At 57.4% G+C, this 14685-nt stretch carries 13 protein-coding genes and 1 pseudogene; 3 read left to right on the top strand and 11 right to left on the bottom strand.

The annotated features are described in order from the left end of the window. The first annotated feature begins 16 nt into the window (after positions 1–16). Positions 17–1324: a WcaI family glycosyltransferase gene (locus CWO91_RS30165; RefSeq protein WP_130218816.1), complete on the top strand. Its 1308-nt coding sequence runs from the start codon at positions 17–19 to the stop codon at positions 1322–1324. Between the two features lie 125 nt (positions 1325–1449). Here the strand turns inward: CWO91_RS30165 and CWO91_RS45585 are convergent, their stop codons facing one another. From CWO91_RS45585 to CWO91_RS30175, 3 genes are all read right to left on the bottom strand, one after another. Beyond that, a complete protein-coding gene (locus CWO91_RS45585; protein WP_433995586.1) occupies positions 1450–1710 on the bottom strand; it encodes an SGNH hydrolase domain-containing protein in 261 nt (86 codons plus the stop codon). Further along, positions 1599–3413 (bottom strand): acyltransferase family protein, encoded by a 1815-nt coding sequence (locus CWO91_RS30170; RefSeq protein WP_165405822.1) that lies wholly within the window; start codon positions 3411–3413, stop codon positions 1599–1601. The genes CWO91_RS45585 and CWO91_RS30170 overlap by 112 nt, the downstream gene beginning before the upstream one ends. A 235-nt stretch (positions 3414–3648) precedes the next feature. Continuing rightward, positions 3649–4335, bottom strand: a complete 687-nt coding sequence (locus tag CWO91_RS30175) for an FkbM family methyltransferase (protein ID WP_130218820.1) — start codon at positions 4333–4335, stop codon at positions 3649–3651. Positions 4336–4759: 424 nt separating this feature from the next. Here CWO91_RS30175 and CWO91_RS30180 point away from each other — a divergent pair, with 424 nt between their 5' ends. Next, complete coding sequence (locus CWO91_RS30180) at positions 4760–5518, top strand: class I SAM-dependent methyltransferase (protein WP_165405823.1); 759 nt, start codon at positions 4760–4762, stop codon at positions 5516–5518. Positions 5519–5673: 155 nt separating this feature from the next. Here the strand turns inward: CWO91_RS30180 and gmd are convergent, their stop codons facing one another. The 5 genes from gmd to CWO91_RS30215 form a co-directional block, all read right to left on the bottom strand. Then, the gene (gene gmd, locus CWO91_RS30185; RefSeq protein ID WP_130218824.1) at positions 5674–6765 is read right to left on the bottom strand and encodes a GDP-mannose 4,6-dehydratase; all 1092 of its coding nucleotides are present in this window, start codon (positions 6763–6765) and stop codon (positions 5674–5676) included. Between the two features lie 213 nt (positions 6766–6978). Next, the gene (locus CWO91_RS30190) at positions 6979–7524 is read right to left on the bottom strand and encodes a transglutaminase-like cysteine peptidase (RefSeq protein WP_245471427.1); all 546 of its coding nucleotides are present in this window, start codon (positions 7522–7524) and stop codon (positions 6979–6981) included. A gap of 191 nt (positions 7525–7715) precedes the next feature. Next, on the bottom strand, positions 7716–7934 hold the full coding sequence (locus CWO91_RS30195) for a hypothetical protein (RefSeq protein WP_130218828.1): 219 nt from the start codon (positions 7932–7934) through the stop codon (positions 7716–7718). Positions 7935–8551: 617 nt separating this feature from the next. After that, the gene (locus CWO91_RS30205) at positions 8552–8905 is read right to left on the bottom strand and encodes a hypothetical protein (RefSeq protein WP_245471428.1); all 354 of its coding nucleotides are present in this window, start codon (positions 8903–8905) and stop codon (positions 8552–8554) included. 813 nt (positions 8906–9718) lie between these two features. Then, positions 9719–9913: a hypothetical protein gene (locus CWO91_RS30215; RefSeq protein WP_130218832.1), complete on the bottom strand. Its 195-nt coding sequence runs from the start codon at positions 9911–9913 to the stop codon at positions 9719–9721. Positions 9914–10514: 601 nt separating this feature from the next. Between CWO91_RS30215 and CWO91_RS30220 the strand changes: the two genes are divergently transcribed. Continuing rightward, positions 10515–11297 (top strand): Crp/Fnr family transcriptional regulator, encoded by a 783-nt coding sequence (locus tag CWO91_RS30220; RefSeq protein ID WP_245471429.1) that lies wholly within the window; start codon positions 10515–10517, stop codon positions 11295–11297. A 1859-nt stretch (positions 11298–13156) separates the two neighbouring features. Here the strand turns inward: CWO91_RS30220 and CWO91_RS30230 are convergent. The 3 genes and pseudogenes from CWO91_RS30230 to CWO91_RS30240 form a co-directional block, all read right to left on the bottom strand. After that, positions 13157–13450: a hypothetical protein gene (locus CWO91_RS30230; protein WP_130218834.1), complete on the bottom strand. Its 294-nt coding sequence runs from the start codon at positions 13448–13450 to the stop codon at positions 13157–13159. Between the two features lie 286 nt (positions 13451–13736). Further along, entirely contained in the window at positions 13737–14312 is a 576-nt protein-coding gene (locus CWO91_RS30235; protein WP_130218836.1) for a hypothetical protein, read from the bottom strand. Further along, a pseudogene (locus CWO91_RS30240) lies at positions 14309–14685 on the bottom strand (DUF968 domain-containing protein); the annotation flags it as partial. The pseudogene CWO91_RS30240 and the gene CWO91_RS30235, both read right to left, overlap by 4 nt.

The following is a 14685-nucleotide window of genomic DNA, read 5'->3' on the forward strand; positions in this document are numbered from 1 at the left end:
ACTTGGGCGGGGCTTTATGCGTGTTCTCTTGGTGGGCATCAACTATGCCCCAGATCTGATCGGCGTTGCGAAATACAACGCCGAGCTCTGCGAAAGTTTGGCAGCCGACGGTCATGAAGTTCGAGTCATTACGGCGCCTCCCTATTATCCGGCCTGGAAGATCCCTCCCGCGTTCAAATCGTCGTACTTCAGATCGAGAGATATCAACGGTGTTCGAGTAACACGTGCGCCCATTTACGTGCCCGGACATCCCTCGGGCGCTAAACGGCTGGTCCATCATGCTTCGTTCGCGCTCACAAGCGCGGCGCCGGTCCTCTTCGAGGCGCTATCTTGGCGACCAGACGTTATGATCGCTGTCGCGCCATCGCTGATGTCGGCTGCCTTCGTCTCGTTCGTCGCTCGTCGCGTCGGTGCCAAATCATGGCTTCATGTGCAGGACTTCGAGGTCGACGCGGCATTCGATCTTGGTCTGCTGCGCAACCATTCACTGCGCAAGTGGATGTTGAGAACGGAAGCTGCAATCCTCAAATCCTTCGATCGCGTCTCAACTATTTCTGAGGCGATGCTGCTGCGCCTGGCGATCAAGGGGCTAACGCCCAACAAAGCGCTTGAGGTCAGAAACTGGATTGATACCAGCGCGGTCTGCCCCGGATCACGAATGACAAAATACCGCCGGCAGTTAAACCTTGGCGAGGGCGATATTGTTGCGCTCTACTCTGGAACGATGTCGAACAAGCAGGGGCTCGATCTCGTAATCGAGGCTGCAGTCAGCTTGGAGCAAAGCCATCCAAATGTTCACTTTATTCTTGCCGGCGAGGGGCCGCACAAAACGAGGCTCGAGCAGATGGGCGCCGGACATTCCAACGTCCATTTTTTCGGACTTCAGCCCAACGAGAGCTTCAACGAATTGATGGCGACGGCCGATTTTCATCTCATTCCGCAGAGGGCCGAGGCGGCCGATCTGGTGTTGCCCTCGAAACTTGGTGCGATCTTCGCGTCCGCGCGGCCGGTCATAGCGATGGCCGAAGAAGGTACGGGGCTGGCGGCGGAAGTGACCGGCGCCGGTCTCGTGATTCCGCCGGGAGATTTGTCAGCTCTGGAAGTTGCGATCTGCCAGCTCAGTGAGGCGCCCGCACTCCGCCGGCGTTACGGCGATGAAGGACGAAAGCGCGCCCTCGAGCGATGGGATCGGTGGACCATAGTTCGGCGGTGGGCGGAAGTCATGGCAGGCGAGTCCAACTCAACTGGGAACGAGGAAAGCGGCTCGGCAGGCGCTAACGACAACGTTGCATTGCCGGTGGAGGATGCGGTTCGTGCGCCCTGAGGTGTCTAGCCTCAACCAGCTGCGCTGCGATAGCTTTGTCGACCGAGACTAGCCGGAAGTAAGCGCCGCGATGAGCGCTCATACCCGAGTCTCGCTCGCGCGATGCTTGACCGACACGATCTTGCTCAGAAGGCGGCTATTAGTTCTGCGGCGAGACGATCCATAAGCACTAGTGTGAAATCGACCGTGAGATGGTTTGCGTCTCTATAGACAACGACGCCGTCGCGAATGGCCGGACATACCAAGCCTGTGCAAATCGACGATGTTAGGTCGATCATGCGCGCGTTGTTGATGGACGAGACGGCGCGTTGCTCTGCTTCGAACACTTCGTTGCTTGTAGTGAGCGAAAGACTGCGACTGCAGGTGCTAATGGTAAGCGCCGCCATTCCGCCCGAGCAAGACAATTGCCGACCGGGTGGTAAGGAGTGGGATTGTCGCGGATCACAATGAGCTTGGCGTTGACCGGTTCGAGTTCCTTGAGCGCTCCAAATAATCCACGCTCCCAGGTCTCAATGCTCACTGCGTGAGGTCCCAGATTGGTGAATGGTCCCTTGACGTTTCCGTTCGAAAACTGCGCCAACAGTATCGCGTCAGGGCTATCTTGAGTTTTTATCATCGCGATTGCCTGCTCGCGCCAGCTTGCGCACTGGGGCGAAAGCCGACGAAGTCGCAAACTGTATACCTTGGAAACCGGGATGTCGGCGATAGGACACGAGGCCTTCAGGTAGGTAATAAGCCGCCATCCTCTCTGTTCGGCAATGGCCGCGAGCGCGGTCGTCCATTGATCGGCGTGAGAATCTCCCAACAGCACAATTGTCTTTGTATAGCTGGATGGGCCGAACACGCAGCGGATGGGGCTTTGTGTGGTGAACCCGGCCAGACAACCACTCTCGCTCGAGAGCGAATATTTCGAAGTCGAAGCAACTATCTTCGCTTGCGCGCCATTCGTGACGTACTGCGCAATCGCGAACGAAAGGATGCCGGCAACTGTGGCGGTTAACGTAACGGCGCCGCCCATGACTATTGATCGTACAGATCGTTGTGCCAGCCAGTGACTAGCTCTGATGGGGTATTCGAGCCAGGCGAGGCTGAGCGACGAGAGAACGATTGTCATGACAAAGAAAAGGCAATTGGCGAGTGCCGTGCTGCCAACAAGCACCGTACCAAGAACTGCAATCGGCCAATGCCAGAGGTAAATGGCGTAGGACCGGGCACCGAAGAACTGAAACGGATGCGTCCTGAGCAAAGCCGACGGTCCAGCAGGATTGTTCCCCGTGAGCAGCAGCAGTGCCGTAGCTGCCACTGGAAAAACGGCAACTACTCCCGGGAACGCCATGAAGCCGTCGATAACAAAGAATGACAGGATGAGAAGTGCGAATGACAACCATCCAACGATTGAACTCGAGCCAGGCTGCTTTGCCCAGCGCTCGAAGGGTCTTGTTGCGATCAGAGCTCCTGCTCCAAACTCCCACGCCCGAGGGGGCGCGAGATAGAACGCCCAAGCTTGCTCGCCGTAGGTCAGGTAGATGCAGCCAGCGAACGATCCGAACACTACGATCAGCAAAGCTAGCAGGATGATCTTTTGGCTGAAACGACCGACAATGAGGAGAAACGCGGGCCAGACCAAGTAAAATTGTTCCTCGACTGAAAGCGACCACGTATGAAGGAAGGGATTGAGCGAACTTTCGGGGGCGAAATAGTTCATGGATTGGCGGAGGAGCCAAACATTGGCGGCATACAGCGCTGAAGCTACGGCCGACTTGGCCATCTCCTTCTGTTCAAACGGCGCCAACACGAAGTATCCAATGATCAAGGTCGCTAGCGTGACCGCGAAGGCGGCAGGCAAGAGTCTCTTAGCCCTGCGACCATAGAAGCCAAGCAAATCGACTTTCCCGGTCGCGGCTATCTCCCGAAGCAGAAGTTGCGTGATCAGGAAGCCGGATATGACGAAGAACACGTCTACACCGACAAATCCGCCGGTTAAGCCCGGAACTCCGTAATGAAAGGCGACCACTGATAGAACTGCGATCGCCCTTAGCCCCTCGACATCAGGTCTGAAATGGGTCGCCGCTCGCGATACGGGCTGCATGTCTATTGCTGTGCACATTGCATCTAGAAACGCGCGAACAATCAGTACCACGCATTTCGTTCGGGGAGTTTGTCCGTTTTCGGCTGTTCGTGGGGCGGCGGCGAGGCAGGGGCTAGTGTCGGCGGATACGCGAAGGAGAAGTCGGGCCTGACCCGCCAGGCGCGGAGAAGTAATCAGCAGATAATATCCGCTCGGACCAAAGCCGGCAGGTTGGCGTCATTCGGTGACCTCAGCCTTAGACGCGTTCGAACAAGATGTCGAAATAGGCGCCACCAGATGCACGCTTCGCAAACCGGTCCTCGCGTCTCACCTGAAAGCCAAAAGCTTTCAGATACGAGCATATTTGATCAACGGTCGCACAATTCCGATATGACTCGAAGTCCGCCGCTTCGGCCTTGATGAATCTGAATTGCCGCAAGATTTCTTGCGCACCCCGCAGAACCAGCAACTCCGAGCCCTGGGTGTCCAACACAAGGGCATCGTATTGCCCGGGATCGACCTGCCACATTTCAAGAGCCGTTTTCAACGTTGAAGAACGAATCGTTATGTCGCGGACGTAGCGCACATCCGGCCAAATGTCCTTGTGGTCATGCAAATCCAGAATGGACGATGACAGGCCATCATTGTTCGAGACATGGAAAGTATAGGGCTTGCCATCAGTATCGGCGATCAGCGCGTTGATTGCCCGCTGGTCAGGCAGCGAACGGATGTTTTGTCGAAGCATTTCAAATTGCTCCGGGACAGGTTCTATCCACGCCACCTTGAGTTTGTGTCGGGCATAGAGGTCTCGTTCCTGGCCAGCATTTGCCCCGACATGAATCACGCCGGAACATAGTTCAAGATAGGAGTCGGGATCGCCGTAAAGGCGGCGGGAAATGTAGCGGCGCAATCGGCCGGCAAAGCGTAGCGGCGCTGTGAGCATAATGAGTTCGCCTGTGCTTGTCGCCTGAACAGCCCACCCGGCAATTTGACCTCCACATGAGGGGAGGTCAACCCGCTCGATGCTAAGCACGCCAGTGTTCCGTTGGAAACAATGGCGGCAAAGCGGCGACGCATTCGACGAAGTACGCGATGTTGTCCAGGTGAATTCAAAGTCGGTGAAAGATCAATTGAAACAGGGAGGAAGGCCTTTTCCGAAAACACCCGAACGTATTGCCGCGATAGAGCCCGCGTTATTGCAGCGCCCGAAGTTGAGAATGCGATCCGCGAGCCGAGGTCGCGTACCACAAATGTGGCAGTGCGGAACTCGATCGCACACGTCACATTTTTGCTGCGAACTCCAATGAGTGACGGGCTTGACGTTATGCGCCGGCATGGCGCAGCCTTGGTTGTCCGGAGGTGTCGATATGGAGAAGTCTGTCGCTGAGCATTACGGTGCGCAGTTCTTCAAGGAGCAGTCGGGCGGGTCGTTCGAATCTGCGTCGGTGATCGTCCCGCTGGTGCTTCGACTTTTCAAAGTAAATTCGGTCGTTGACGTCGGCTGCGGTGTCGGCGCCTGGCTGCACGAATTCGCTATGAACGGTGTGAGCGATTATCTCGGAATTGACGGCGACTATGTGCCTCGTGATCAGCTCAGAATTCCGTCGGAAAGGTTCAGATCCATGGACCTTCGATCCATCACCGATATCGGCCGCAAATTCGATTTAGCGTGTTCGTTAGAGGTGGCCGAGCATTTGCCCGAGAGTAGCGCGAATGAGTTCGTTTCCGCGCTCGTGGCCGCTGCACCAATCGTACTGTTCTCTGCTGCAGTCAAAGGGCAGGGCGGTAGAAACCACCTGAACGAGCAATGGCCATCCTACTGGGCAGAACGTTTCAGCCGCCATGGTTACAGCGCCTTCGATTGCGTCCGACCGCAGATATATGCCGACAGCCGAATTCGGCCTTGGTATCGACAGAACCTTCTCGTTTTTTGTCGCGGCGATTGTTGTCCCGAAGGTTTTTCGTCGCTAACCAGCCCCTTCGATCTGGATCGCGTCTTGCCCGACTACTTTGAGTACAAGGTCCAGGAAGTCACCGAAGGCAAGAGTGCGGCGATAGCGGCAAGACATCTCCTCGGAAACCTTGGGGTCTTGGCAAGAGCAGCGAGACGTCGGTCCGGTCTCTAACGCCTCATTCCCCACTGCCGGTGGAAGATGCGGTTCGCTTGCCCTAAAGAGGGATGACACCGCGATGACGTCGCTTGGCCAAGAGCAGCCAACAGTAAGCGCCGCGAGAGCGCTTACTTGCTTCTCATCAATCGCGATGACGACCTACCGACAGGCTATTCGTGTCGCGCGAAGTAGCGGAAGCCGTGCTGCTTGATCAGTTCGTCCCGCTTCGCCGATTCAACATCTTCCTTCATCATCTCCCCAACCAGGCTCTCGAATGAAGTTTTTGGCTCCCAGCCGAGCTTCTGTTTTGCCTTGGTGGGGTCACCTAGAAGGGTGGCGACTTCGGTCGGGCGGAAATACCGTGGATCCACAGAGACAATGCACTTCCCAGTTTTGGCATCGTATCCCTTTTCGTCCACTCCCGTGCCTTCCCAGCGGATACACATTCCAACTTCGCTGGCTGCCACGTCCACGAATTCTCTCACCGAGTGCTGCACGCCGGTGGCGATGACGAAATCGTCCGGCGTCTCCTGCTGCAGCATCAGCCACTGCATTTCGACATAGTCGCGGGCATGGCCCCAGTCGCGCAGCGCATCGAGGTTTCCGAGGTATAAGCGTTCCTGCAATCCCAAATGGATTCGCGCTAGCGCCCTGGTTATTTTGCGGGTCACGAACGTCTCGCCCCGGACGGGAGACTCGTGATTGAACAGGATGCCGTTGCAAGCATACATCCCATAGGCTTCGCGATAGTTCACTGTAATCCAGTAGGCATAAAGTTTAGCAACCGCGTACGGCGAGCGCGGATAGAAAGGCGTGGTTTCTTTCTGAGGGATCTCCTGGACCAACCCATAGAGTTCGGACGTGGAGGCCTGGTAGAAGCGCGCCTGCTTCTCCAAGCCGACGATCCGCATAGCTTCGAGAATCCGCAGAGTGCCGAGGCCGTCGGAGTTGGCCGTGTATTCGGGTTCCTCAAATGAAACGGCCACATGGCTCTGGGCAGCGAGATTGTAGATCTCGTCTGGCTGCACCTGGCCGACAATCCTGATGAGGCTGGAGGAGTCCGTCAGGTCGCCGTAGTGGAGCCGGAACGGCGGGTCGGGCTCGTGCGGATCGAGATAGAGGTGGTCGATGCGATCGGTGTTGAACAGCGAGGTCCGCCGCTTGATGCCGTGGACTTCATAGCCTTTCGCAAGAAGCAATTCAGCGAGATAGGCGCCGTCCTGCCCCGTAACGCCCGTGATTAGTGCTCGTTTTTTGGTCATGCAAATCTCGTCTAAAGTGGCAGATGTTCTTACCCAAAAGCGTCGCTCGGCGCTAGCGAACGCGCAGCAATCTTGGGCTGTTTACCTGCTAATGTTAATGGCCCGAGGAGGACGGCTTTGGGTCGGGCTTGGCCCCAAGCGGCCAGACATCTTCGGCGCCTGAGAGCGCAACCCGCCAACGCAGCCGTTGAGATCGAGAGCCGAGCCTCGCCACTAAGACGCCGCAAGCGTGCGCACCCAGAGCCGGGGAGCCCGATCCGACTCTGTGCGTACAAGAACGTACTTGTCCAAGGCTTCGTTCAGTTCGATGACGATCGTGCTCAGATTGTCGAGAACGAAGACACTCCTTCCTTCTCGCGCAAGCAGGACAAGATGATGTTCTCCGCTTGCGCGGATGATCACCTCCGCGAGAAGAAGCGATGAACTTGGCCAGCCGGCGCGAAGCAGCAAATGGCGTTTTGTGACGGCATAGTCGCTGCAGTTTCCATCAAAAGGAAAGATCTGCCAGTCGTGATCAAGCTGACTGGCCACCGGTTTCTTTGGCACAATAGCGACATTGACGATCGAGTTGATTTGGTTGAGCTCCCGCCAGCGCTGCCCCCGGGATTGGAAGTTCGTTATCCGCCGGTCGGGTTGTTCCTGACATTCTTCAGGATACTGGATGCAGAACAGCGCGAACGAAAGGGGAGGCACGACCTCCAGGGTATCGATACTTGAATGGGCTGGCTGGGTGCAAACGCAATACATCGTAGCCAGCATGCGGGCAGCTTGTCTGATCATCGCTTCGGCCTGCAGCCAGTTGTATGAGCGTTTCTATCTTGCGCTGCAGAAGCGAAAACGCCATGACAAACGTGAGGCAATCGATGCCTAAATGTGAAGCGTCGCTGTTTCGCAGATGGGTGGAGGCTCGCGGATTGAGCTGACTCCAGGACACAGCGAGATCAGAGCCCCTAGCTTTGCTTCCCTTGCATGCAGGCCACGACGAAAGTCCGCATGTTGTTACCGCCTTTGGCGTTCTCCATTCCGGAACCAAAGCCGCGTTCTTTTGCAAGCTGCCTGCATTTTTCGAGTTTTGCTTGGTTTGGCGCGGCCTTGGGTGCGGTGCCTTGCTGCGCTTGAGCGGCCGTTACACTCATTATGAAAGCGACAGCGACAATCAATTTAACCATCACAACCCCCTTGGTTTAAATATTAATCAAGCAAAGTAAATCTATTTAAACAAAATGTCGAGACGATTCACTCAGAGCGTCGAGCTTGCTAGGTCACTCTGCGGGAGTAGAGCAGCTCCTGAAAATGCGGCGGCTCTTTAGGAGTATTCCCCTCCCTAGCCATTCGTCTCGCCGAACAGCGCACAGTGAGCAACGCGCTCGGTGTCGCGCTGCGCCATGTGCTTCACGCCTATGCAGCTTAGCGATCGGTCGACAACTTGAGATACTTCCTATGGAGAGTGATCGGTGATTTTGAACCGTCAAGTATCACGCGTACGGCCTCGCAATAGCTGCTTGAACTAACAACGGTACCCCGCTTGCTCGCTAGGCGCGGGCCAGCTGCATCGATGACCGTGATACGCCCTCCGATTTTCACTTCCGCGTTTAAGGACGGACGTCCCGTTCCCCGCGCTGGTTGATGATCGGCCATTCGATCCTCACAAGAATAATGAACGGCAATAGCCGCGCTGCTGTGAGCCGCGACCGATCAGAAGACGTCTTCTTTCGCTCGCTTCACTGCAGGCGCCTTCGGGATGTGAACCTGCCATTGGATAAGCCCCCGCCCGATCAGAGTGCTCCTAAAACCGGTAATACTGGCCAACTCTTGCCCGCCATAGTGCTTCAAAAGTGACGGGTTCAGGTGGTGCCCACGCTTGCGAATCCAATGCATTCCTTGGCGTGGCGGCTGTATTTTCGTTTGAAAACGGTTGCACAACGTCCTTGGTCCACTCCAACGATGACTTTGAAAGCATGGGCTTGCCTTCGTACCAGCATTTTCGTCCGTCAATGATGCGGTAGGACCACCAACGCCCCTGCGGGTTCGACGGCATCGCGGCGCTGCATTGCTGTTTCGCTTGCACCTTCGGGATCTCGACTGCCGAGAGTCCGCCAAGGCATGCGACTAAGCTGATTGTTGCAAGCGGTTTTTTCATTTGCCAGCGCTGCTGCAATCGACTTCAAGGACTACGAAATCGAGGCATTCGAGGAACATCGATGAGCTTGGCGCAGATACGTTCGTTTCCGCGGGCCAAGACTGAAAGGAATCTTGGAGGATCAGCTGCGCTTCGCTGATCGGCATGAACATTTATTGTAACTGCTTCTTCCCGCGCCCGGAGCTCACGATCGTATAAATGGAAGAAAAGAAGGCGTTTTCTGGAATATCCCCCTTTTTCTTTAGTTTAATTATCACATTTTATTTCAACTGGGAGCACCCCCACGGTGTTCGGCGGAAGTAGAGGGCATGTTCGGACGGCGACGACCACCGAGCCCGCGGGGATCGCGGTCCCAAAGTTTGGCAATGCCAATTTGAAGCTGCTCGTATACGGCCGGCCACTTGAAACTCGTTACTATTCCGTCACGAACACTCCAGGCTCGAGCTGCCCGTAATCTTGCGACCTATCTGCTTTTCTCTCTCAGTCGTTGAAATAGTCGGCGGCTTTAAATCCGGCGCTTTTAAATAAGTCTTGCTCAGGAATTGTTTTTCAAGAGATCGTTTTTACCCATGTCATTCGGAGATCGACGATGATCAGCGAAAGACTCGCTCGTTTGCGCACCCATCAAAACAACATTGATCGATATTTGCGTCTGCTCCAAAGAGATTGAACGTCAGTTCCTCGAAAGCCGGCTGACGGAAGCACGGTCCGCAATGGAAGTGCTGATGACATCTTCCTTTCAGACTGCAAGAGAGCGGGAAATTCGGCCGACAGCTTGCAGTGATGCGCAGTTGAGTTAGGGCAAACCAGCTTTCAGGTCGCGGAGCGCAGCGGCGATAGCTTTGCCGATTTGCTGATTTTCGTCGTAGTCCCGCGTCTCATGCGGCACAGCAGGGCGTTGATTCTCTTGACGATGATGCGGTCATCAGAATGCCGGTTGCGCGCGTGAACCGATTGGCGGCGGATCTCCAACAGGTCCAGACGACGGAAGCTCTTCGGGCGAGCCATAGCAGCAGTTGCTCCGGGGCCATGCGTTCCGACTAGGTGTTGAGAGCAAACGAGTTCAGGCGCTCAGGTGAGCCGAGGTGAGGTCGGCGCACGCCATCCTAAATCTTGGTCCCATTCTCAACGATGCAGACCGGCTATGATCGGTATCGCCTACCAAAAGAGTTTTGATGGCGCGATCTCACGTGTGTGTGTCACGCGATCGTCTTACTTTCCATTCCCGTGCCCGCGATGATGCTTTTGCGTCACTGGCACGATCCTTATGACTCAGAAACAACTTTTGTCAGTTCTTCAACAACGCGTTCCAGCGCACATGCTTTCGCTTCGTCTTTCACATCGGTTTCGAACGAACCCTCCTGGAGTTCATGCGTACTCGCGGCATAGCGTACGGTGTTACCCATACCGATTTTGCACTTGTATACCCCGCAGCGGGCTTGCATCTAAAATCGCGACCGACGCGGACGGAAATTCCGCCTTGCAGGAGATGTTTTATTGACGAGTGAGAGCGCTTTGTCAGCGTACCGGACCATGATCGGCGTTTCGAAGACAGACCTAATCCCGTGCTAAGGCGCCCGTTCCGCGTGGCGCGACATGAAGAAGGCGGATGCTTCGCGGCGGGTCGCCCAAAGTGATGGGCGTCGGCGGAATTGGTAATTGCCTTTTGGCAGCGCTGCCGCCAGCCGACTTCGATCTGTTGGCACCCGCGCTAGAGACGGTCGTGCTGACTCAGGACGCGGTGATCTCGCGACAGGGTGACCGAGTCGACTATGTCTTATTCCCTCACAGTGGTGCCGTCTCGCTGATGGTCGACTTTGCGGACGGCGAGACGGTTGCAACCGCCATAGTCGGGCGCGAAGGAGCATTAGGCACTCTTTCCGCGTTTGGACCGGCACCTTCGGCGCTTACTGCAATCGTCCGTGCGGAAGGCATCGGCTCGCGAATCCCGGCACTGCAATTTCACGCCGCATTTAGCCGCAGCCCGGCGATCCGGCACGCCATCCAGGCTCACGTCAGGGCGATGCTGGTACAGCTTCAACGCGGCGGAGCCTGCAATGCGCTGCATCCCGTGCAGGCACGGATGGCGCGCTGGCTTCTCCACATTCGAGACCGCATGGACGACAATGTGCTCCCGCTCACCCAAGAGACGCTGTCGCAAATACTCGGTGTGCGACGAACGACAGTAACGTTACTGATGCGAAATCTGCGCGCCTCCGGAGCGATTCGTTCTGAGCGACGAGGGCACATCGAGATCGACCGATTAAAGCTCGCGGCAGCGGCGTGCGAATGCCACCGCACCATGCGTCGCGAAGTTGAGGGGATCTTCTCGATGAATCCGGCCCGAGCTTGCGTGGCTGCGCCGCCTGATGGAGCAGGTGTGAGCGGTTAGCGGTTTTGAGATCGGTTCGATTCGGCGAGTGGCCGGCGCATCGGTCCACTTACGAGGCGCTGATTCCTGATCTCGCGAAGAAGCAGCATCCGTTTGGTGTGTGCGGCATTCAGCAGGCGCTCGAACAGGACCAGCATGTCGCGCGCCACCGGCTTATGATGCCTCTTCCATCACTCGCCGCGTCATTCTGCCGGAACGATTTACTAAATGACATTGCGAGCGGCCCGACGATGTACTCGAACGCGGTTCGGTGAACATGGGTTTGTTGAGGTCTTCAGCGCGGCCCCGCCATCCTAGTCATGATGCCCTCTGAAGCGCCCCCTAATTGCGTCCCAGGCTTGAACGAATGGAAGGACGAGAGCGAAGAGAACTCTGATCGCAACAGAAACAACAACGCGCCGCAGTGATGGCTCATGCTCTCCCAATCCACCAGCGATCTTATTGATCGGGACGGGGGAACGCGTTCCCTCCGATGGTCTCGGAGGGGCAATCGCCGTTTGCGAGGGCAGGACAAGCACCACAAACAAAAGGTTGATCAGTAGCCATAACCCCAAAGTAAGAAGGACAGTACGCACGAGGAACGACCCATAGTTTGATTTAGAATCTGCCGAACTTACCTCATACCTAGGATGCAGCCGGCACCAGAGCGCGTTCAAAGGGAGCCGCCTTTGCGCAGCCCGACAAACGGCCGCGACATCCACCCTACCAAGACGCCGAGGCCGTCAGGCCCCGAGCGCGTTGGCGAGCCTAGTCCGTCGCAAAACTCGGGTCTGTCCGCTTTCGGACATTCATGCTCCTTGACGCGCGTGTCCCAATGCATCAGCCGGCGTGGGGCAGACAGGGATGGCTCAGCCTGGGCGGCCCGTGGCCAGCTGGGCAACCGGATGGATCGGCAGCTAGACAGGGCCCCTCGCGAAACGCGGCCCCCAGCCCTCAGGCGGAGCCGTCCGAAACTGCGGCCGGAGACTCTGATCTAGTCCAACCGCCGACCGTCGCTAGATATCGCACGGTGAATAGCGACTAATTGGCAATTTAGAAGGACCAATATCCTGTTTCGGTAGTTAACTCACGCGCCGTTCGAACAAAGGCGTTTATTGTTCGCGCCGAGGATAGTTTAGAACCCGAGCCGCAACGCCATGAAGGACCTCAGGCGACGATTAGAGAAGCTCCGCTCTGACGCCAGAGAGTTTGCCCTTATGAGTCAGCTGGCAACGGACGTAGAAAAGCGCGAGCTGTTTAAGCGCTTGGCGGATGAACTCGCCATAGAAGCTCTGGAGCTTGAGCAGATCGTGAAACAAAAAGGGCAGCGGATCCCAGCGACCAGCACGAGGTCGTGGAATTTAAGCCGTCGCAGAGGAAACGGGGATAACGCGGAAAGCAGACCAAGCGACCGGCCTGTCCGATCTGCGAGCACGGCTCCGCCAATGGTCGCTGCGCCGCCGCCCCAATGCGCATGGTCCAGACATCGTGCTCTTCATTGGTCGTCAAGATCTCCCGCATCGGCTGCGGATGGCTGGGCGCGACCACCGCATTCGGTGCTGCGCGGTGGACATGATTCAAGCTTTCAACGGTCGAAGTGGGAGCTTCTGCAACAGGCGTGAACACCGAGCTCGAGCGGTCGACGCGGCCGCGCTGCTGTATGCGCGTCTAGAATGGCTCACTACCAGCGCTCCGAATTGGAAAGCCTTCGTGCCCGGGTGGCGCGGGGCAGAGCGGAAAACTGCAGCGCCATGCCCAAAGCGGAGACGGATTGCTGCGGCGGCGGTTAGCATAGCGAAAGCGTCCGCGCATCATGCGACCCGGCCTGCGCGGTAGCGTATCAGTGAAATCGCAGGCTAGAGCAGGCCGGTCCACGAAGCCTAGGGCTGTCTTTGATCCAACTCTTTGAGCAAGGCGTGGAGAAACGCGCTGGCATGGTCGTGATTTGCAGCATTGTCCGCCATGGCGCGAGCGCAGGGAGTGAGCACGCGGCCGATAATTTCCGGTCCAGGTGCCTCAATGCGCTCTGAGAACTGATCGAGGAGATCACCGGTAGTGGTTGACGTAAGTTGCTTCCGCAGCCGAGATGCACGATCGTGCTGCTTATTGTGTCGATCCGCGCAGGCATAGAGCGCGAACAGGTTTCGGAAATCATCGCGGGATATTGCTCGCATGAACATCCTCCGATGTGAAAACAATGGCCAGCGAATCACAGTGACAATATGCGCGCGTTTTTCAGCCGACGGATATATAACGAAAGTGGTAAGTTGCTCGGCGATCAAGATGCAACTAAGGCCCGGCGGTCGCAACCCAAACGACCGCCGGGTTCACCGCGCTGTCGTTGGGCAGGATGTCAGTTTTTGGCGGAACGTGTCCGTTCGGTTTACGACTCTCATTGCATCTGACAGCCGAATGTTGCGCGGGCGCAACGCAGCTCGGCGCAACGGCTCGATGGATCTGTCAGCGCGGCCGGCGCATCGGTCCAAAGACGAGGCGCTGATTCCTGAGCTCGCGAAGCAGCAGCATGCGTTTGGTTTGTGCGGCATTCAGCAGGCCCTCGAACAGGACCAGGACCTCGCGCGCCTGCACGTAGACTTCGGTGGTGATGGCGTGCGCATCGAAGCCATAGGCTGCGAGGCGCGCCTCGATCTCGCTCGCCGCGGTGGGATCAATCCGCCAGCTCAGCGCGTTTTGCAGCGTATAGTACTCGGCCTGCTCTTCGAGGTCGGGATCGATCCCGGCCATGTCGATGCGGCGGAGGGCCGCCTCAATCGCCTTTTGGCGATAGGTCTCGAGCAATTTGTGCCGCAAGAGGCGGTAGCGTTGAATCTCCCAGGACAGTTCGGCAACGTCAATGGCGAGCAGCCACTCGATGGCGGATCGGGGCGCAAGGTCTGCGAAGATCGCCTGCCGTAGTGCCTGGTAGTGGTCGAGGTGTTCCCCGGGCAGCAGCAGCGGCGGCGGCGCCAACGCCTCAAACTCGACCGGCAGCGCCGTGCCGGTCAGTTCGCCCGCCGTTTGGAACAGGCGGTTCATCGGGGTTGGGCCTCCGAACCCAGGTTGGCGGGACGGGGCGCGGTGCTGACGGCGGCTTCTGCCGGACCGTGGACCGGGCTCGCTGCCCACAAGTCCTGCGCGACCGGCAACGGCGCGATCTGCAGGTTGGTCCACCAAGCGCGCTCGTTGCCGTGCCGATGCAGCTCCTCGTGATGCGCGCGGCACAACGGGACGGCGAACTCATCACTGACCTTGCGGCCGAGCGCCCGGGGTTGGGCGAATCTCAGATGATGGGCATCGCACGGGGTTTGCTGGCACACCAGGCAGGGCTGCGCCCGGACAAACAACAGGTGCGCCTTGCTGCGCTTGCGGGGCGGCTCCTTGGGATAGGCGAGCCCGGCCTCGGGCGCGG

It is taken from the genome of Bradyrhizobium genosp. SA-3, from assembly GCF_004212635.1.
Lineage (GTDB): Bacteria > Pseudomonadota > Alphaproteobacteria > Rhizobiales > Xanthobacteraceae > Bradyrhizobium.

Bases quoted from the DNA above. Each gene is read 5' to 3' on its own strand.
- CWO91_RS30195 (WP_130218828.1), bottom strand. From the start codon at position 7,934: ATGGTTAAATTGATTGTCGCTGTCGCTTTCATAATGAGTGTAACGGCC.
- CWO91_RS45585 (WP_433995586.1), bottom strand. From the start codon at position 1,710: ATGGCGGCGCTTACCATTAGCACCTGCAGTCGCAGTCTTTCGCTCACT.
- CWO91_RS30205 (WP_245471428.1), bottom strand. From the start codon at position 8,905: ATGAAAAAACCGCTTGCAACAATCAGCTTAGTCGCATGCCTTGGCGGA.
- gmd (WP_130218824.1), bottom strand. From the start codon at position 6,765: ATGACCAAAAAACGAGCACTAATCACGGGCGTTACGGGGCAGGACGGC.
- CWO91_RS30230 (WP_130218834.1), bottom strand. From the start codon at position 13,450: ATGCGAGCAATATCCCGCGATGATTTCCGAAACCTGTTCGCGCTCTAT.
- CWO91_RS30215 (WP_130218832.1), bottom strand. From the start codon at position 9,913: ATGGCTCGCCCGAAGAGCTTCCGTCGTCTGGACCTGTTGGAGATCCGC.
- CWO91_RS30180 (WP_165405823.1), top strand. From the start codon at position 4,760: ATGGAGAAGTCTGTCGCTGAGCATTACGGTGCGCAGTTCTTCAAGGAG.
- CWO91_RS30220 (WP_245471429.1), top strand. From the start codon at position 10,515: ATGCTTCGCGGCGGGTCGCCCAAAGTGATGGGCGTCGGCGGAATTGGT.
- CWO91_RS30190 (WP_245471427.1), bottom strand. From the start codon at position 7,524: ATGCTGGCTACGATGTATTGCGTTTGCACCCAGCCAGCCCATTCAAGT.
- CWO91_RS30165 (WP_130218816.1), top strand. From the start codon at position 17: ATGCGTGTTCTCTTGGTGGGCATCAACTATGCCCCAGATCTGATCGGC.
- CWO91_RS30175 (WP_130218820.1), bottom strand. From the start codon at position 4,335: ATGCTCACAGCGCCGCTACGCTTTGCCGGCCGATTGCGCCGCTACATT.
- CWO91_RS30170 (WP_165405822.1), bottom strand. From the start codon at position 3,413: ATGCAGCCCGTATCGCGAGCGGCGACCCATTTCAGACCTGATGTCGAG.
- CWO91_RS30235 (WP_130218836.1), bottom strand. From the start codon at position 14,312: ATGAACCGCCTGTTCCAAACGGCGGGCGAACTGACCGGCACGGCGCTG.